This window comes from Streptomyces spongiicola (assembly GCF_003122365.1).
In the GTDB taxonomy this organism is placed as follows: domain Bacteria; phylum Actinomycetota; class Actinomycetes; order Streptomycetales; family Streptomycetaceae; genus Streptomyces; species Streptomyces spongiicola.
In genome coordinates, this window is sequence record NZ_CP029254.1 from 3,174,226 (window position 1) to 3,191,903 (window position 17,678).

Annotated in this window: 14 protein-coding genes and 1 riboswitch; of the genes, 7 read left to right on the plus strand and 7 right to left on the minus strand. The window is 72.9% G+C overall.

The window, feature by feature from the left end; translation table 11 throughout:
* Positions 1-248: 248 nt before the first annotated feature.
* A complete protein-coding gene (locus DDQ41_RS13835) occupies positions 249-1,091 on the minus strand; it encodes a putative protein N(5)-glutamine methyltransferase (RefSeq protein WP_162602680.1) in 843 nt (280 codons plus the stop codon).
* A gap of 514 nt (positions 1,092-1,605) precedes the next feature.
* On the opposite strand from DDQ41_RS13835, the gene DDQ41_RS33220 reads away from it, so the two are divergent.
* Together DDQ41_RS33220 and DDQ41_RS13855 are read left to right on the plus strand one after the other, a co-directional pair.
* Positions 1,606-2,469, plus strand: a complete 864-nt coding sequence (locus DDQ41_RS33220) for a Scr1 family TA system antitoxin-like transcriptional regulator (RefSeq protein ID WP_449451398.1) — start codon at positions 1,606-1,608, stop codon at positions 2,467-2,469.
* Between the two features lie 376 nt (positions 2,470-2,845).
* On the plus strand, positions 2,846-4,450 hold the full coding sequence (locus DDQ41_RS13855; RefSeq protein WP_109294781.1) for an ATP-binding SpoIIE family protein phosphatase: 1,605 nt from the start codon (positions 2,846-2,848) through the stop codon (positions 4,448-4,450).
* A 232-nt stretch (positions 4,451-4,682) separates the two neighbouring features.
* Here the strand turns inward: DDQ41_RS13855 and groL are convergent, their stop codons facing one another.
* The 4 genes from groL to thrC all read right to left on the minus strand — a co-directional run bounded on the left by groL (position 4,683) and on the right by thrC (position 9,224).
* Positions 4,683-6,305 carry a chaperonin GroEL gene (groL, locus tag DDQ41_RS13860; protein WP_109294782.1) on the minus strand — a complete coding sequence of 541 codons (1,623 nt, stop codon included), beginning with the start codon at positions 6,303-6,305 and terminating at the stop codon, positions 4,683-4,685.
* A gap of 709 nt (positions 6,306-7,014) precedes the next feature.
* Positions 7,015-7,218 (minus strand): cold-shock protein, encoded by a 204-nt coding sequence (locus DDQ41_RS13865; protein WP_003986833.1) that lies wholly within the window; start codon positions 7,216-7,218, stop codon positions 7,015-7,017.
* 441 nt (positions 7,219-7,659) lie between these two features.
* The gene (locus DDQ41_RS13870; RefSeq protein ID WP_109294783.1) at positions 7,660-7,935 is read right to left on the minus strand and encodes a MoaD/ThiS family protein; all 276 of its coding nucleotides are present in this window, start codon (positions 7,933-7,935) and stop codon (positions 7,660-7,662) included.
* Positions 7,932-9,224, minus strand: coding sequence for a threonine synthase (thrC, locus tag DDQ41_RS13875; protein WP_172607877.1), 1,293 nt, complete (start codon positions 9,222-9,224; stop codon positions 7,932-7,934). The genes DDQ41_RS13870 and thrC overlap by 4 nt, the downstream gene beginning before the upstream one ends.
* A 17-nt stretch (positions 9,225-9,241) precedes the next feature.
* A riboswitch (SAM riboswitch) is annotated at positions 9,242-9,388 on the minus strand.
* 118 nt (positions 9,389-9,506) lie between these two features.
* Here thrC and DDQ41_RS13880 point away from each other — a divergent pair.
* From DDQ41_RS13880 to DDQ41_RS13890, 3 genes are all read left to right on the plus strand, one after another.
* Positions 9,507-10,466 (plus strand): glucosyl-3-phosphoglycerate synthase, encoded by a 960-nt coding sequence (locus DDQ41_RS13880; RefSeq protein WP_109294784.1) that lies wholly within the window; start codon positions 9,507-9,509, stop codon positions 10,464-10,466.
* A gap of 165 nt (positions 10,467-10,631) precedes the next feature.
* The gene (locus DDQ41_RS13885; RefSeq protein ID WP_162602681.1) at positions 10,632-11,576 is read left to right on the plus strand and encodes a DUF11 domain-containing protein; all 945 of its coding nucleotides are present in this window, start codon (positions 10,632-10,634) and stop codon (positions 11,574-11,576) included.
* A 560-nt stretch (positions 11,577-12,136) separates the two neighbouring features.
* A complete protein-coding gene (locus DDQ41_RS13890) occupies positions 12,137-13,660 on the plus strand; it encodes an alpha,alpha-trehalose-phosphate synthase (UDP-forming) (RefSeq protein WP_109294786.1) in 1,524 nt (507 codons plus the stop codon).
* A 211-nt stretch (positions 13,661-13,871) separates the two neighbouring features.
* On the opposite strand, the gene otsB is transcribed toward DDQ41_RS13890, so the two are convergent.
* Positions 13,872-14,723, minus strand: a complete 852-nt coding sequence (gene otsB, locus DDQ41_RS13895) for a trehalose-phosphatase (protein ID WP_109294787.1) — start codon at positions 14,721-14,723, stop codon at positions 13,872-13,874.
* Between the two features lie 61 nt (positions 14,724-14,784).
* Positions 14,785-15,051 (minus strand): DUF3263 domain-containing protein, encoded by a 267-nt coding sequence (locus tag DDQ41_RS13900; protein WP_109294788.1) that lies wholly within the window; start codon positions 15,049-15,051, stop codon positions 14,785-14,787.
* 531 nt (positions 15,052-15,582) lie between these two features.
* Here DDQ41_RS13900 and DDQ41_RS13905 point away from each other — a divergent pair.
* Together DDQ41_RS13905 and nagA are read left to right on the plus strand one after the other, a co-directional pair.
* Positions 15,583-16,533 (plus strand): ROK family protein, encoded by a 951-nt coding sequence (locus DDQ41_RS13905; protein ID WP_109294789.1) that lies wholly within the window; start codon positions 15,583-15,585, stop codon positions 16,531-16,533.
* A complete protein-coding gene (nagA, locus tag DDQ41_RS13910) occupies positions 16,533-17,669 on the plus strand; it encodes an N-acetylglucosamine-6-phosphate deacetylase (protein ID WP_109294790.1) in 1,137 nt (378 codons plus the stop codon). Before DDQ41_RS13905 ends, nagA begins: the two co-directional genes overlap by 1 nt.
* The last annotated feature ends 9 nt before the right edge of the window (positions 17,670-17,678 follow it).

The window sequence follows — 17,678 nt, forward strand, 5'->3', positions numbered from 1 at the left end:
AGAAGCGGACCGCCGTCGCCGTCCGGGCACTTCGGGCGTGGCGAAGGAGCCGGCCGCACCGCCGGCGGGCCCCTACCCCGGCCGCGGGCACGGCGGCCCGTCGATCGCGGCACCCGCCGGATCGCGGCCCCCGCCCGCCGGCGCGGGCTGCCCCGTACTCCGCTGATCGCGGCGCGGGCCCACCGACACGGGCCCACCGACACGGGCCGACCCGATAGCAGCGCAGGGTCACCCGATCGAGGCCCGCCTCAGCAGGCCGTCTTCGTCCCCACGACGACGGTCGCATACCGCTCGTCGCAGATGGCCGCCGCCGGCTCGAGTCCACCCTCCGCGACCGCCGCCAGCGCGCCCGCGGCCTGGTGCTCGCTCGTCTCGAACAGCAGGATCCCGCCGGGCGCCAGCCACTCCCCCGCCTTCGCCGTCACCCGCCGCAGCACGTCGAGTCCGTCCGTGCCCCCGTCGAGCGCGACGAGCGGCTCGTGCATCCGGGCCTCGGCCGGCAGCAGACCGACCTCCTCGGTCGGTACGTACGGAACGTTCGCGGCAAGGATGTCGACCCGCCCGCGCAGCAAGCCCGGCAGCGGCTCGAACAGGTCGCCCTGGAAGACCCGTGCGCCTTCCGGCAGATTGCGCCGTGCGCAACGCACCGCGGCGGGCTCGATGTCTGATGCGTACAGCTCGGTCCCGCGGCCCGGCAGCGAGGCGGCCAGCGCCGCCCCGACGGCGCCCGAACCGCAGCAGAGGTCGACGACCACATCGGCGTCCGGCCGGGTGTGAACCGCCCGGCTCACCAGGAACTCCGTCCGGCGCCGGGGCACGAACACGCCCGGCTCCACGGCGATCCGCAGACCGCAGAACTCCGCCCAGCCGAGGATGTGCTCCAGCGGATGGCCGCAGGCCCGCCGCTCCACCAGGGCGGTGAGTTCGTCAGGCGTCCGGGCGGCGGAGAACAGCAGCCGTGCCTCGTCCTCGGCGAAGACACAGCCCGCGGCGCGCAGTCTGCCGACGACGTCGGCGGCGGCAGGGCGAGAGACGGAAGGAGAGGGAGAGGGAGAAGGAGAGGAGGGGGAGGGATCAAAGGAGTACGACAAGCGAGAGCCTTTCGGACGTTCCGAAACGGGGCTCCCTCACACACCTTCGGCGACACCGAGGCGAGCACCCGGTCCTGCGGCAGCGGTAATGGGTCCCACCTCCTGGCGTCGTGGTCTCGGCGTCCCGGTTCCGTCCCGGTTCCGTCCCGGTTCCGGCGCCGTCAACCCTATCGCGGCCCTCCCCGGACGGCCTTCCCCACGGGTCGCCCCCGAGCGGGTCGTGAGCGAGCGGGTCGTGAGCGAGCGGGTCGTGAGCGAGCGGGTCGTGAGCGAGCGGGTCGTGAGCGACACGGGATCCACACGAACGACGGCAGGATCACCGCTGTCGAGTCGAGCGGGTCCCGCAGCGGCGACACGGCCACATCACAGCGCGCAACCGCTCCTTCGGACATGGTGGCACCACCAGGCATCCCCACTCTCGGTATGTGCGTTCTCCACACAGAGTGGTCATGGAGGGCTAGCCTTATCGGAGTCGAAGGCCCGACAACCCCACTTGTCCGACATGGAGTTGACTTTGCCTGGACCGAAGGACCTGGACCCGTCGACGTCTCCCGGGGCCCTGCTCGGCGCCGGGCCGCGCCACGCCCGCGAGAACGCCGGCCTCAGCCGGCGGGAGTTCGGCGAACCCCTCTTCGTGAGCGCGTCGTTCGTCGGCCGGCTGGAGGCGGGGAAGCGGCGCATGCGGCCGGATGTCGCTCACAGGATCGACGAGATACTCGGCACGAACGGCCTCTTCGAGCGGAACTGCCTCGCCGCCGGCAAGTCGGGATCCCCCGACCGCTTCGCCGAGGCGGCCGAGGCGGAAGCGACCGCGACCGGCGACCGCGATCCGGGAGTACGCGCCGCTGCTGATCCCGGGACCGCTTCGGACGGAGGCTTACGCACGGGCGCGGTGTTCCGCGCGTACCGGCCGGCCGCCCCGGAGGCCGTCATCGACGAACCGGTCGAGGCGGGGCTGGAGCGGGCACGGCTCCTCGACGATCCGGCGACGCCGATGCCGTGGACCGTCCTGGACGAGGCGGTCCCGCGCCGCCGCGCGGGGGGCGCGGCGTTGATGGCCCGGACGCTGGGCCGCATCGGGGCGCCGGCGCGGTGGAACCGGGTGATCGTGCAGGTGGTCCCGTTCCCGATGGGCGCCCACACCGCGACGGGCGGCGGCATCGGGTTGACGGGTTTCGCGGACGCCCCGCCGCTCGCGTACACAACCGGTCTGGGAACGGGGCGACTGGACGACGATCCGTCCAGAGTCGCCCGCTGCAAGCTGACCTACGACCTGCTCGCAGCCAACGCACCGGCGCTTCCGGAGTCCCTGGCCCTGGTCGCGTCGGTGGCGGAGGACTACACCCATGAAGACCAGCGGCCCCGGGCACGGCCGTGACACCGGCCCCGACTACGACCCCGGTTACGGCCCCGGTTGCGGCCCCGGTTGCGGCCCCGGTTGCGGCCCGAGTGCAGCCGTCCGGCGCCGCTTCCGACGCGGCGGCGATGGCGGGCACGGAGCGGGGCCCCCGGCCGGATCGTGCGCTTGCGTCAGCCCGTGACCGGGCCGCGGTGCCGACGCCGGGGCCGCGGGCGCGGTGCGGCCCGGGCCGCACCGCCCGTCCTTCGAACGGGCGATTTCGTTTCCCACCGCGCAAGCGCCATCACCGGTCAGAATCGGACTCTCCCGGGTACGCCGTGCGGCATTGCGGTGAGATGTCCGGATACCGCTGCCGCGGTCACGGCAAGGGGCAGAATCCGTCCGGGAGGCAAGCATGAAAGGCATCATCACGGCGGTCTCATCGGAGTCCGATCCAGACACCGGCACCGCCGGGGCCTGCCGCTGCCGGACGAGCCCCCACCGGGGGGCTCCCGCCGGCTCCGCCGAGGAGCGGTTCCGTGGGCTGCTGGAGGCGGCGCCGGACGCCATGGTCATCGTCGACGACGGTGGGACCATCCGCCTCGTCAACGCCCAGACGGAGGCCCTGTTCGGCTACCGGCGCGAGGAACTCCTCGGCCACCCCGTCGAGATCCTCGTGCCCGGCCGCTTCCGCGACCACCACGCCGCACACCGCGACGGCTACACCCACAACCGCCAGGTCCGCCCCATGGGCGCCGGGCTCGAACTCCACGGCCTCCGCAAGGACGGCACCGAGTTCCCCGTCGAGATCAGCCTCAGCCCCCTCGAGACCACCGACGGGCTCCTCGTCTCCGCCGCCGTACGAGACGTCAGCGAACGCAAGGCCGCCGAGGAGCGGTTCCAGGCCCTGTACGAGCAGCAGCGGCATGTCGCACTGACCCTTCAGCGCAGTCTGATGGGCACCCCGCCGGCCGTGCCCGGGCTGGAGACCGCCAGCCGCTATCTGCCCGCCACCCAGGGCGCGGGTGTCGGCGGCGACTGGTTCGACCTCGTGCCGCTGGGCGCCGGGCGGGTCGGCATCCTCATCGGTGACGTGATGGGCCGCGGCCTGGAGGCCGCCGCCATCATGGGGCAGCTGCGGTCCGCGGCCCACGCCCTCGCCAAGACCGGCATGCGGCCCCGGGAGTTGATGCACGCGCTCGACTCGATCGTCGCCGAACTCGACGGACCGGACCAGCTGGTGACCTGCTGCTACCTGGTGGTGGCACCGGACGCGGGCGAGGTGACCGTCTGCTCGGCCGGACATCTGCCGGCTCTCGTCGCGGAACCCGGCGAGGGCGTTCGGTCCCTGGAGGCACCGGTCAGCGTGCCGCTCGGGGTGGGGGAGCATCCCCACCAGGAGGCGACGGTGGCCATCGCCCCGGGGTCGAGCCTGGTCCTCTTCACCGACGGCCTGATAGAGACACCGGCGGGAGACATCGAGGAGCAGCTCGACGCGCTCATCGACGCTCTCGACCTCGCGTTCGCCTCGGCACACGACCTCGAGACGGTGGTGGACGACGTGCTGAGATCGGTCCTGCCCGCCACCGAGCACCACCACGACGATGTGACGCTGCTCCTGGCCCAGTTGCCGGCGGCCCCGCTGGCCTCGGCGGCGACGGTACTGCCGGCCGCCCCGGCGTCGGTGTCCCGGGCGCGGGCGTTCCTCGCCGAGTCCCTGGCCGCCTGGGGCTGCTCCCAGGTCGCCGACGACGCCGGGCTGCTGGTGTCCGAGGTGGTCACCAACGCCGTCCGGCACGGGCAGGGTCCGGTGAGCCTCCAGGTGCGGCGCAACAGCACCGAACTCACCGTCGAGGTGAGCGACCACAGCCACCATCCGCCGCGGATCCGGCCGGCGGGTCCCGACGACGAGTCGGGCCGGGGCCTGATCCTCGTCGAGTCACTGGCGGGCGGCTGGGGCGTGCGGCCGGCGGACGACGGCAAGACGACGTGGTTCACGCTGCGTCTGGAGCGGGTCTGAGGACGCTCCCGCGTACCCGACCCGAACCGTACGCACACCCGAACCGGCCCGCACACCCGGCCGGTTCCGTACGCACACCCGCAGGCCACAACCCCGGACACCCGAGCCGGTCCGTACGCACACCCGAAACGGCCCGCACGCGCTCGGGCGGAAGCCGAAAAGCCGAGGGCGGCACCCCCGGGAGTGGGGGTGCCGCCCTCGGTTAAGGACGGTCGATCAACCTCAGGGTCGATCAGAAGTCCATGTCACCGCCCGGCATGCCGCCCGGAGCGGCCGCGGCGGCCTTCTCCGGCTTGTCGGCGATGACGGCCTCGGTGGTGAGGAAGAGCGCGGCGATCGACGCGGCGTTCTGGAGCGCGGAGCGGGTCACCTTGGCCGGGTCGATGATGCCCTCGGCGACGAGGTCGACGTACTCGCCGGTCGCGGCGTTCAGGCCGTGGCCCGGGGTCAGGTTGCGCACCTTCTCCACCACGACGCCGCCCTCGAGGCCGGCGTTGACGGCGATCTGCTTCAGCGGGGCCTCCAGGGCCAGCTTCACAGCGGCGGCACCGGTGGCCTCGTCACCGTCGAGCTCGAGCTTCTCGAAGACCTGGGCGGCCTGGAGCAGGGCCACGCCACCACCGGCGACGATGCCCTCCTCGACGGCCGCCTTGGCGTTGCGGACGGCGTCCTCGATGCGGTGCTTGCGCTCCTTGAGCTCGACCTCGGTCGCGGCACCGGCCTTGATGACGGCCACGCCGCCGGCCAGCTTCGCGAGGCGCTCCTGGAGCTTCTCGCGGTCGTAGTCCGAGTCGGAGTTCTCGATCTCGGCGCGGATCTGGTTGACCCGGCCCTGGACCTGGTCGCTCTCACCGGCACCGTCGACGATCGTGGTCTCGTCCTTGGTGATGACGACCTTGCGCGCGCGGCCCAGCAGGTCCAGGCCCGCGTTCTCGAGCTTGAGGCCGACCTCCTCGGAGACGACCGTGCCACCGGTGAGGATGGCGATGTCGCCGAGCATGGCCTTGCGGCGGTCGCCGAAGCCCGGGGCCTTGACGGCGACGGACTTGAAGGTGCCGCGGATCTTGTTGACGACCAGGGTCGACAGGGCCTCGCCCTCGACGTCCTCGGCGATGATCAGCAGCGGCTTGCCCGACTGCATGACCTTCTCCAGCAGCGGGAGCAGGTCCTTCACCGAGGAGACCTTGCCGTTGAAGATGAGGATGTACGGGTCCTCGAGGGCGGCCTCCATGCGCTCCATGTCGGTCGCGAAGTAGGCCGAGATGTAGCCCTTGTCGAAGCGCATACCCTCGGTGAGTTCCAGCTCCAGACCGAAGGTCTGGGACTCCTCGACGGTGATGACGCCTTCCTTGCCGACCTTGTCCATCGCCTCGGCGATGAGCTCGCCGATCTGGGTGTCGGCGGCGGAGATGGAGGCGGTGGAAGCGATCTGCTCCTTGGTCTCGACCTCCTTGGCCTGGTCGAGCAGCGCGCCGGAGACGGCCTCGACGGCCTTCTCGATACCGCGCTTCAGGGCCATCGGGTTGGCGCCGGCCGCCACGTTGCGCAGGCCCTCGCGGACCAGCGCCTGGGCGAGGACGGTCGCGGTGGTCGTACCGTCGCCGGCGACGTCGTCCGTCTTCTTGGCGACTTCCTTGACCAGCTCGGCGCCGATCTTCTCGTACGGGTCCTCGAGCTCGATCTCCTTGGCGATGGAGACACCGTCGTTGGTGATCGTGGGGGCGCCCCACTTCTTCTCGAGGACGACGTTCCGGCCCTTGGGGCCAAGGGTGACCTTGACGGCGTCGGCGAGCTGGTTCATCCCGCGCTCGAGACCGCGCCGTGCCTCCTCGTCGAACGCGATGATCTTGGCCATGTGAAGTGGTCCTCCCGGACTGGGGTGGATGCTCCGGACCGCGCTGGTGCCCGCGACGGACGGCCTGCGTGCCTTGTGGTTCCTTGCCCCACCCGGCCTGCGGACCTCACCGACCCGGTCCTTCGTTGTCACTCTCACTCGTAGAGTGCTAACGCCAATGATTAGCACTCGGACCCGGCGAGTGCAAGACGCGACCGCGACTCGGGCTCCCGCCCGGAGGCCGTACCACGTCCGCCCGGGGGCGCACCGGCGCGTCCACCCAGAGCCCGGGGCGCCGCGTCCGCCCCGGGCACGGCACGGCACGGCACGGCACGGCGCCGGCCTCCGGGCACGCCGAACCTCCCCCGTCCCCGCACACGCCGCCGTACCCGTCCAGGCCGGGGACGCCCCGTCCGCTCCCGGCACGGGGCGCCGCGGCCACCCCGACGCAGAGCGCCCCATCCCTCGCAGAGCACCACACCCCGAACGCGGCACTCGGAGCACGGCACCCCGAGCACGGCACCCCGAGCGCGGCACCCGGAGCACGGCACCCCGGCAGGAAGCCTCGCGTCCAGCCCCGGGCACGCCCAAGCGCCCGCGCCCCCGCGCCCCCGCCGGGCGCGGCGCCGCGGTGCCTGGCGGGGGCACGCACGGCGGACGGCCCACGCACGGCGGAGGGTCCGTGCCGCCGGCACGGACCCTCCGTCACTTTGCTGCAGTCAGTCGGCGCTCAGCCGGCTACGCGGACCATGTCCGCCTGCGGCCCCTTCTGGCCCTGCGAGATCTCGAACTCGACTCGCTGCCCCTCCTCCAGGGTGCGGTACCCGTCCATCTGGATCGCGCTGTAGTGGACGAAAACATCCGCACCACCGTCGACCGCGATGAAGCCATACCCCTTCTCCGCGTTGAACCACTTGACGGTGCCCTGAGCCATGCCTAACTCCCCTATTACTGGCCCTTGCACAGGACCGCACTTCGCGGACCCGGGTCAGACCTCACCCTGCGGTTTCCCTGTGCCCGGAGGGGCATGGGGACGACCCCATGGGAGTGCGCCGGAACGCGTCGACCGCGGCTGAATGTATCTGTCCAACTGCCGTCTGCAACAGGTCAATCGGACGAGAATTCCGGGCAGGGCTGAAAGGACGATTCAAGAGAAATGCGAGCATTCCCGGGCAAGTCGGGCCGGGCAAAGCGCACTTAACGCGCACAATGCTCGAATACTTTGGCTGTTTCTCGTCGTGCAAGAAGGCGTTCTCATATGCGCCTGGCACACGCGGCGGAGGGGGCTTCCCCAACTCTATCGCGCTCAACCCTACAGAAACGCCCCCTCCGCAGAGCTTGCGGAGGGGGCTCTTCTGCTGACTCTGGGTGACGGTCAGCCGCCGGCCACCGCGGGGATGATCGACACGCCGACGCCGTCCGGGGTCGCCGTCTCCAGGCCCTGCTCGAAGCGCACGTCGTCGTCGTTGACGTACACGTTCACGAAACGGCGGAGCCTGCCCTGGTCGTCCAGGACCCGGGCCGCGATGCCCGTGTGGTTCTTCTCCAGGTCGGCGATGACCTCGGCGAGGGTTGCGCCCTCGGCCGGGACCTCGGCCCGCCCGCCGGTGTAGGTGCGGAGGATGGTGGGGATGCGGACGTTGACGCTCATACGAGGCCAGCCTCTCGGAAGGAGTCCAGGTTGGGGCGGATGACTGCGGACATACCCGTGGTCGGGGCCACCGCGTCGAGGGTCTTGAGGCCGTCACCCGTGTTGACGACCACCGTGGTGAGGGCCGGGTCGATCACCCCGGCCTCGATCAGCTTCTTCGCCACGCCGAGGGTCGTGCCGCCCGCGGTCTCGGTGAAGATGCCCTCGGTGCGGGCCAGCAGCTTGATCGCGTCCACGATCTCCTCGTCGGTGACGTCCTCCACCGCGCCGCCGGTGCGCCGGCAGATGTCCAGCACATAGGGGCCGTCCGCCGGGTTGCCGATCGCCAGGGACTTGGCGATGGTGTCCGGCTTCTGCGGCCTGACCACGTCGTGGCCGGCCTTGAAGGCCGCGGACACGGGGGAGCAGCCCTCGGCCTGGGCGCCGAAGATCCGGTAGGGCCGGTCCTCCACCAGGCCCAGCCCGACCAGCTCCTGGAGCCCCTTGTCGATCTTGGTGAGCTGGGAGCCGGAGGCGATGGGGATGACGATCTGATCCGGCAGCCGCCAGCCGAGCTGCTCGCAGATCTCGTACGCCAGCGTCTTGGAACCCTCGGCGTAGTACGGGCGGAGATTGACGTTGACGAAGCCCCACCCCTCGCCCGCCGGGTCGCCGATGAGTTCGGAGCAGAAGCGGTTGACGTCGTCGTAGTTGCCCTCGATGCCGACCAGCTCGCCACCGTAGACGGCGGCCATCACGACCTTGCCCTGCTCCAGGTCGTGCGGGATGAACACGCAGGAACGGAAGCCGGCACGGGCGGCCGCGGCGCCGACCGCGCCGGCCAGGTTGCCCGTGGAGGAGCAGGAGAGCGTCGTGAAACCGAAGGCGCGGGCGGCCTCGATCGCCTGGGCCACGACCCGGTCCTTGAAGGAGTGCGTGGGGTTCCCGGAGTCGTCCTTGACCCAGAGGCCGCCGGTGACGCCGAACTCACGGGCGAGGTTGTCGGCCCGGACGAGCCTGGTGAAGCCCGGGTTCAGATTCGGCTTGTCCGCCACGTCCGCGGGCACGGGCAGCAGCGGCGCGTAGCGCCAGATGTTGTCCGGACCGCTCTCGATCCGCTTGCGCAGTTCCTCGGGGTCGCCGCCCGGCAGGTCGTACACGACCTCGAGCGGCCCGAAACACGCCTCACAGGCGAAGATCGGACCGAGGGCGAAACGTTCACCGCATTCGCGGCAGGAGAGCCCGGAGGCGGGACCCAGGTCGACGGTGTCGGCAGAATCGGAAGTGGTGGCGACGGTCTGCACAGCCATGGAGGCGAGGCCCTTTCTCCTCATCTTCCCCGCGGCGCACCTCGCCGCGAGACGGAATTGGCACCTTCCCTAGCCGTGAGCCTCGGCCGCGACGCGCGACGAGATCGGCTGGAGGGTTGCCGGGGCTTCAACGGGCCGTGTCCCTCTGCCCCTCTGGATGAGCGGTATTCGGTTGTGTCCGCGTGGCGACCCCGACATGCATCGGCGGTCCGCGTTGTTCAAGACTGTAACCGAACCCCCGGACGCTTGAGACGACCGTCCGATCCGCGAGATGGAGATCATGTGCTGGAAGAGGTGGAGCGCTGGCTGGCCCGGCGGTCCTGGTCGGTGGCCGACCGCCCACTGGACCGGCTGCTGTCCGCCAAGCAGGGCACCACGGTCAGCGTGGTGCTCCCCGCGCTGAACGAGGAGGCGACGGTCGGCGAGATCGTCACCGCGATCCGGCGCGAACTGATGACCGGCGCGGTACCGCTCGTCGACGAGCTGGTCGTCGTCGACTCGGGGTCGACGGACCGCACCGCCGAGTCGGCGGCCCGGGCCGGCGCCCGGGTGGTGCACCGGGACTCCGTACTCCCGCGCGTCCCGGCCGTACCGGGCAAGGGCGAGGTGCTGTGGCGCTCCCTGCTGGCGACCACCGGCGACGTCGTCTGCTTCGTCGACGCCGACCTGAAGGAGTTCTCCGCCGGCTTCGTCTCCGGGATCGTCGGCCCGCTGCTGACCGACCCCGAGGTGCAGTTCGTCAAGGCGATGTACGACCGGCCGCTCGGCGACACGCCCGGCCAGGGCGGCAGGGTGACCGAACTGGTGGCGCGACCGCTGCTCAATCTGCACTGGCCGCAGCTCGCGGGGTTCGTCCAGCCGCTCGGCGGGGAGTACGCGGCGCGCCGCTCGCTCCTGGAGCGGCTGCCGTTCCCGGTCGGCTACGGGGTGGAGCTGGGCCTGCTGGTGGACGCGCTGCACACGGTGGGCCTGGACGCGCTGGCGCAGGTGGACGTGGGCGTACGGCGGCACCGCCACCAGGACGGCCAGGCGCTGGGCCGGATGGCGGCGGCGATCTACCGCACCGCCCAGCTGCGCCTCTCGCGTGGACACCTGGTCCGCCCGGCGCTGACCCAGTTCGAGCGCGCCGAGGACGGGTTCGTCCCGCGAACGCACGCGGTGGACACGGAGGAGCGGCCACCGATGAGGGACGTCCCCGAGTACGCGGCCCGGGCGGGACGGCGCAACACGGGCGCGGCGTAGCGGAGGAGCGGAGGAGCGCAGGAGCGGAGGAGCGCAGGAGCGGAGGAGCGGCGTGACACGAGCACGAGCACGAGCACGAGCACGACGCAGCACGGGCGCGGCGCGGTGCGACACGGGCGCGGCGTAACACGGCCCAGCCGGGATGATTGTCTACATTTCAGACTTATGGGCAATGTGAGATCAGAGGGCGCACGGCTCTCCCGTCCGGATCGGGCCGTGCCCGGCCGGGACCGGACGAGGATCCGCGGGCGCAGCAGAGGCAATCGGCCCCGGCTCCTCGGGGCCCTGGCGGTCGCCGCGGGGGCCGCGACCGCCACGACGGGCTTCGCGCCGGCGGCTCCCGCCCGGTCGGCGCCGACCCCCGACCTTGAGGTCACCAAGACGGCGTCGGCGCAGAGGGTCGCCCGTGGGGACACCCTCACCTTCACCATCACGGCGACCAACAACGGCGGGCGGGACCTCCCCGACGTACGCTTCACCGACGACCTCGGCGGCACCCTCGACGACGCCGTCTACGACCGCAACGCCCGGGCCACCCGCGGCCGGGTCGCGTACGAGGAGCCCGTGCTCTCGTACTCGGGTGCCCTCCCGGCCGGGATGTCGGCGACCGTCACCTACTCGGTCACCGTCGGCGGCGAGGACGGGGGCGACGGCGGCGACGGCCGGCTCGGCGGCGGCCTGGAGGTCCAGTCCCCGCGGTCCAACTGCGCGGCCGGCACCAGGGACGCCCGGTGCTCGGCGGCCCCGGTGGCCGAGGAGGTCGGGGAACTCGGAGCCCCCCGGACCGGCTTCGGCGACGAGGAGAGCCACGACCACAGCCTTGAGCAGGGGCACGAGGACGGACTGGACGAGCCGGCCGCGGAGGACGCCGGGAAGGACGCCGGCGGCAGGGAGGCGGGTGTACCGCCCGCCCCAGGCGCCCCCGGCAGCGCGGCGGGCGCCGGGCGCACCGGTACCCCGGGCCACGACGGTGGGGAGGGGACCGTGGGCCAGATCGCCGCGGCAGGCCATGACAGCGAGCGGCTCTGGCTGCTGGGCGGGATGGCCCTGGCGCTCTCGGCCGCCGGCGCGATCGCACTCGCGGCGACGCGCGACCGGCGGAACCATTGACCGGGTGAGCGCACGGCCGGCCCGGGGCCGGAGGCATCCGACGGGTGCCGGGCGCCGGTGGCCGACATCCGGTGGCCGGCACCCGACGGCCGGCATCGGGCATCCGGTGGCCGGTGGTCCCTCGCCGGGGCAGCCGCCCAACCGCCCAGGACCACCGGTCCCTGATCCGGGCGGGCGGCACGGCGGGTTCCGGGACCGCGCTTCCCGCACCGGCGTCCGATGGCCCGGACCGGCATCCGAAGGCCCCGGACCGTGGTCCGGGCGGGCACACGGCGACAGGGCACCGGTGCGGGACGAGCGTCCGGGCCCGGCACCGAGGCCGGGTCCCGCCGTCGCCGTGCTTCGGCCGTCGCCGGGGCGCAGCGATCCCGGTCCGGCGGACACGGCGGCACTACGGCACTACGGCACAGCGGCACAGCGGCACAGCGGCACAGCGGCACAGCGGCACAGCGGCACCGTATCCCGGCTGTGCAACGGCAGAGAGGTCGCGGAACGGCGGTCTCCGGCCACCGGCTCCGGCCGTACGTTTGAGCGGTTCCAGGAAGGGCTAGGTTCGCGACATGGTCTCTGAGCACGAGCACGAGCACGAGCACGAGCACGCCGCACGAGTTCTCGTCGCCTCCAACCGGGGCCCCGTCTCCTACGTCTTCCGGGAGGACGGGACGCTCGACGCCAGGCGCGGCGGCGGCGGGCTGGTGTCCGGGCTGTCGGCCATCGGCCCCGAGACGGACGCCCTGTGGGTGTGCTCCGCACTCGGCGACGGGGACCGCGAGGCGGTGCGGCGCGGCATCGGCGAACCGGGCGTACGGATGCTGGACATCGACGCCGCCGTGCACTCCGACGCGTACAACGGCATCGCGAACTCGGTGCTGTGGTTCGTCCACCACATGCTGTACCAGACACCGCTGGAGCCCGTCTTCGACGCCGAGTTCCGCCGCCAGTGGGTGGCCTACGAGGCGTACAACCAGGCGTTCGCGCAGGCCCTGGCCGAGTCGGCGGCCCCGGCTGCGGCCGTGCTGGTCCAGGACTACCACCTCGCCCTCGTGCCGGGCATGCTCCGGGACCTGCGTCCCGACCTGCGAATCGGCCACTTCTCGCACACGCCGTGGGCACCGCCGGAGTACTTCCGGATGCTCCCGGACGACATCGCCGAGCAGTTGCTCCTCGGGATGCTCGGGGCCAACCGGCTTGGCTTCCTGACCCAGCGCTGGCTCGGCGCGTTCCAGAACTGCTGCCGCCGGGTGCTGGTCGACCACGATGTGGACCCGCACTGGCCAAAGGACGGACCGCCGAGCCTCGAGTACCGGCTGCGGGGGCACCGCAGGCGGCGGACCGAACTCGGGGTGCACGGCCTCGGCGCCGACGCGGACTTCCTGCGGGAGCGCTCGCGGCGGACGGACGTGGACGAGCGCTTGGCCGCGCTGCGCGAGCAGATCGGCGGCGACGGCCGCGGCCCGGGCCGCCGGAAGACGATCGTGCGGGTGGACCGCACCGAACTGTCGAAGAACATCGTGCGCGGACTGCTGGCGTACCGCACCCTGCTGGACGAGCACCCGGAGTGGCGCGAGCGGGTCGTGCACATCGCCTTCGCCTATCCCTCGCGCCAGGACCTCGCCGTCTACCGCGACTACACGGCCGAGGTCTCGCGGGTCGCCGAGGAGATCAACGCCCGCTACGGTACGCCCGACTGGACCCCGGTGCTCCTGCACGTCAAGGACGACTTCGCCCGCTCGCTGGCGGCCTACCGGATGGCCGACGTCGCCCTGGTGAACCCCATCCGCGACGGGATGAACCTCGTCGCCAAGGAGATTCCGGTCGTCTCGGAGGCCGGCTGCGCGCTGGTGCTGTCGCGCGAGGCGGGGGCGTACGCGGAACTCGGCGACGACGCGCTGGTGGTGAACCCGTACGACGTGACCGGCACGGCCGACGCCCTCCACCAGGCGCTGTCCATGCCGGACGCCGAGCGTGCGGAGCGCGGCAAGCGCCTGGCGGCCGCGGCGACCGCGCTTCCACCGCAGCAGTGGTTCCTCGACCAGTTGCGCGCGCTGGAGGCGCTGGACGAGGGCGTCACGGAGGCGGGCTGACACGGGGCGGGCCCGGGCCGGAGCCCCGGGGCGCGGCGTGTCGCAACGAACGGCGACGAACAGCCCTGCCTACGACGACCACGACGACCGCGACCACGACGACCGCGACCGCCAGGGCCGCGACCGCCAGGGCCTCGGCCCGACCGCCACGACCCCGAAGCCCGCGACCGCCGTAGCGGGAAGCCGTGGCCGCGGCAACGGGGGACAGACCTCAGGGGCGGTGCTCGACGCGGTCCGCCAGCGCGGAGAGGAAGGCCACGACGGCGGCCGGGCCGGGCAGCGGGAGGTCGGCGCGCTCGACGAGTTCGGGCACCTCGCCGCCGCTGCTGAGGAGAAGTCCGGGCACCCCGTCCGAGCGGAGCTTGTCCACGGCGGCGAAGGCGGCCAGATCACCGAGGTCGTCGCCCGCGTAGACGACCGTGGAGGCGTTCACCTCGCGAACGTACTCGGCGAGCGCAATGCCCTTGTCGACGCCCGGCGGGCGCACCTCGAGAACGAGGCGGCCCGGTTCGACGATCAGCCCGTGACGCCCGGCCAGCTCGGCCATCGGCTCGCGCAGCGCCTCGAAAGCGGACTGCGGGTCCTCGGCACGGCGGGTGTGCACGGCGACCGCGCGGCCCTTCTCCTCGATCCACGTGCCGCGCCAGACGCCCATCGAGTCGAGGAGGCCGGGCAGCTCGGCCCGTACCGCGGCGACGCCGGGGTGCTCCGGCTGGGCCCGGACGCTGCCGCTGACGGCGTCCCACCGCTCCGCGCCGTAGTGCCCCAGGACGACGAGGCGCTCAAGCCCTGCGACACCGGCGAACCCGCCGTACCGGACGGCGACCCCGGCCGGCCTTCCGGTGACCACGACGACGGCCCGCACCCGCGGCGCCAGCCGGGCCAGTGCGGGAACCGTCGCGGGGTGCGCCCTCGCCTGCTCGGGATCCGGGACGATCTCCGCCAGCGTCCCGTCGAAGTCCAGCGCGACCACACTCTCGGACGGCCGTTCGAGAACCGCGGCGAGCCCCTCACGGCCGGCGGCGGTGGTCGGTTCCGGCAGTGCGTGCGAGTAGCTGCCCATGTCCCGACCCTATCGACGCGGGCCCCGCTCAGCTACGGCGCGCGGCGATCTCCCCGGCGCATCACCGGAGCGACCGGTGCCTTTCCCGGACGCGCCGCAGACGGTTCACCGTCACGGGGTCGTGGGCGAGCGCGCGCGGGTCGTCCAGGAGCGCGTTGAGGAGTTGGTAGTAGCGGGTGGGGGAGATGCCGAGATCCTCGCGTATCGCACGTTCCTTGGCACCGGGCCCGGCCCACGGCGCCCGCTCGAACGCGAGCACGGCACGGTCGCGCCCGGAGAGGTCGCCGCGCCCGGAGTGATCGTCGAGGTCGTCGAGGTCGTCGGTCATATCAGCAACATAACCGTCCCCCCGGACAGTGCGGCGCCGCCCGGCCGGCGGATGGTTCCGGCCAAGCCACTCCACGCCGGGCGCACGCCCGCGCGCCCACCCGAGCCGGACGACCACACCCGCGCACCCGACCCACCCGACGACCTACCCGACCCACCCGACGACCTACCCGGCCTGCCGGGGCCACCGCGGGACCACCCGGGGAACGCACCCGCGCGCCCGTCCCCCGGGCCCACCCAGAGATCACCGGGGACCACCGGGAGGCCGACCGGCGCACAACCGGACCGCGCCCGCACCCCACGCGCACCCCACGCGCACTCCACGCGCACTCCGGGCGCACTCCACCCACACCCCACCCGCACTCCACCCGCACTCCGCCCGCACTGCGAGGGCACTGCGCGGGCACTGCGCGGGCACTCCACCCGCACTCGGGACGCAATGGCGAAACGAACCGGTCACCGCCGCGGCCCGACGCGCAACACCCCGAATAGTGGACTAGACCTTTTCCGGCCCGGCGGCGAGACTGTACGCGTGAGACACGTCATCGCCCTCGATGTGGGCGGCACCGGAATGAAGGCCGCCCTCGTCGGGGCGGACGGCAGCGTGCTGCACGGTTCCCGCCGGGCGACCGGCCGGGAGCACGGGCCGGAGGCCGTCGTCGAGGCCATCCTCGGCTTCGCCGCCGAACTGCGCGCCCACGGCGAGCGGCGGTACGGCGAGGGCCCCGCAGCGGCCGGCGTCGCGGTGCCCGGCATCGTCGACACCGCGAACGGCGTCGCCGTCTACGCGGCCAACCTCGGCTGGCGCGACGTCCCCCTGCGTGCGCTGCTCGCCGAACGGCTCGGCGGGGTGCCGGTCGCCCTCGGCCACGACGTCCGCACCGGCGGGCTCGCCGAGGGCCGCGTCGGGGCGGGCCGCGGCGCGGACCGGTTCCTGTTCGTCCCGCTCGGCACGGGCATCGCCGGGGCCATCGGCATCGGCGGCACGATCGAGGAGGGCGCGCACGGCTGCGCCGGCGAGATCGGCCATGTCGTCGTCCGCCCCGGCGGTCCGGAGTGCGGCTGCGGCCGGCGCGGCTGTCTGGAGACGCTGGCCTCCGCCTCCGCCGTCTCCCGCGCCTGGGCGGCCGCCAGCGGCGACCCGGAGGCGGACGCCGCCGACTGCGCGAAGGCGGTCGACTCCGGCGACGAGGCGGCCGCACGCGTCTGGCGGGAAGCCGTCGACGCCCTCGCCGACGGGCTGGTGACCGCACTCACCCTGCTGGACCCCGGCACGCTGATCGTCGGGGGCGGTCTCGCGGAGGCTGGGGAGACCCTGTTCGCACCGCTGCGGGCCGCGGTGGAGGCGCGCATCACCTTCCAGCAGCCGCCCTCGATCGTCCCGGCGGCCCTCGGGGACACCGCCGGCTGCCTCGGCGCCGGCCTCCTCGCCTGGGACCTGCTCGCCGCGTCCGACTCACTCACCACGGAGGTAACCGGCTGATGGCCGACCGGATGGTTCTCGCGGGCGCCCGGGTGGTGCTGCCCACCGGGGTCGCCGAGAACGGGCGGGTGACCGTCGAGGGGACCAGGATCGGCGGGCACGCCCCGGCCGACGCGCCCTCCGTCGACCTGTCCGGCCACTGGCTGGTCCCCGGCTTCGTGGACATGCACAACCACGGCGGCGGAGGGGCCTCGTTCACCTCCGGCACGGCCGAGGACGTGCTCACCGGCGTGCGCACCCACCACGGGCACGGCACCACCACGATGGTCGCCTCCACCGTGACCGGTGAGATGGACTTCCTCACCCACCGCGCCGGGTTCCTCTCCGAGCTGGTGGAGCAGGGCGACCTGGCCGGCATCCACTTCGAGGGCCCGTTCATCTCGCCCTGCCGCAAGGGCGCGCACAGCGGGGAACTGCTGCGCGCCCCCGACCCGGCGGAGGTCCGCAAACTGCTCGACGCCGCCCGCGGCACCGCGAAGATGGTCACCCTCGCCCCCGAACTGCCCGGCGGTATGGAGTCCGTGCGGCTGCTCGCCGAGCACGGCGTGATCGCCGCGGTCGGCCACACCGACGCCACCTACGAGCAGACCGTCGAAGCGATCGACGCGGGCGCCACGGTCGCCACGCACCTCTTCAACGCCATGCCCGTCCTCGGCCACCGGGCTCCCGGGCCGATCGCCGCGCTGCTGGAGGACGAGCGGGTCACCGTCGAACTGATCAACGACGGTACGCATCTGCACCCGGCCGCCCTGGAGCTGGCGTTCCGCCACGCGGGCGCCGCACGGGTCGCGTTCATCACGGACGCCATGGACGCGGCGGGCTTCGGCGACGGCGTCTACCGTCTGGGGCCCCTGGCGGTCGAGGTCAGCGAGGGTGTCGCCCGGCTCGTGGAGGGCGGCTCGATCGCCGGGTCCACGCTCACGCTGGACACCGCCTTCCGGAGGGCCGCGACCGTCGACGCGCTGCCCGTCGAGGACATCGTCCGGGCGATCTCCACGAACCCGGCCCGGCTGCTGGGCCTCCACGACAGGGTCGGCTCCATCGAGGCCGGCAAGGACGCCGATCTCGTGGTGCTCGGCGCCGACTTCACACTCAGGGGCGTGATGCGCAAGGGCGCGTGGGTGGTCGAGCCGTAGCGCGGCCGT

What these genes read in the sequence shown, in the direction of transcription:
- otsB (WP_109294787.1), bottom strand. Translation starts at nt 14,723, where the DNA reads ATGGGCAGCTACTCGCACGCACTGCCGGAACCGACCACCGCCGCCGGC.
- thrC (WP_172607877.1), bottom strand. Translation starts at nt 9,224, where the DNA reads ATGGCTGTGCAGACCGTCGCCACCACTTCCGATTCTGCCGACACCGTC.
- DDQ41_RS13870 (WP_109294783.1), bottom strand. Translation starts at nt 7,935, where the DNA reads ATGAGCGTCAACGTCCGCATCCCCACCATCCTCCGCACCTACACCGGC.
- DDQ41_RS13885 (WP_162602681.1), top strand. Translation starts at nt 10,632, where the DNA reads ATGGGCAATGTGAGATCAGAGGGCGCACGGCTCTCCCGTCCGGATCGG.
- groL (WP_109294782.1), bottom strand. Translation starts at nt 6,305, where the DNA reads ATGGCCAAGATCATCGCGTTCGACGAGGAGGCACGGCGCGGTCTCGAG.
- DDQ41_RS13890 (WP_109294786.1), top strand. Translation starts at nt 12,137, where the DNA reads ATGGTCTCTGAGCACGAGCACGAGCACGAGCACGAGCACGCCGCACGA.
- DDQ41_RS13855 (WP_109294781.1), top strand. Translation starts at nt 2,846, where the DNA reads ATGAAAGGCATCATCACGGCGGTCTCATCGGAGTCCGATCCAGACACC.
- nagA (WP_109294790.1), top strand. Translation starts at nt 16,533, where the DNA reads ATGGCCGACCGGATGGTTCTCGCGGGCGCCCGGGTGGTGCTGCCCACC.
- DDQ41_RS13900 (WP_109294788.1), bottom strand. Translation starts at nt 15,051, where the DNA reads ATGACCGACGACCTCGACGACCTCGACGATCACTCCGGGCGCGGCGAC.
- DDQ41_RS13865 (WP_003986833.1), bottom strand. Translation starts at nt 7,218, where the DNA reads ATGGCTCAGGGCACCGTCAAGTGGTTCAACGCGGAGAAGGGGTATGGC.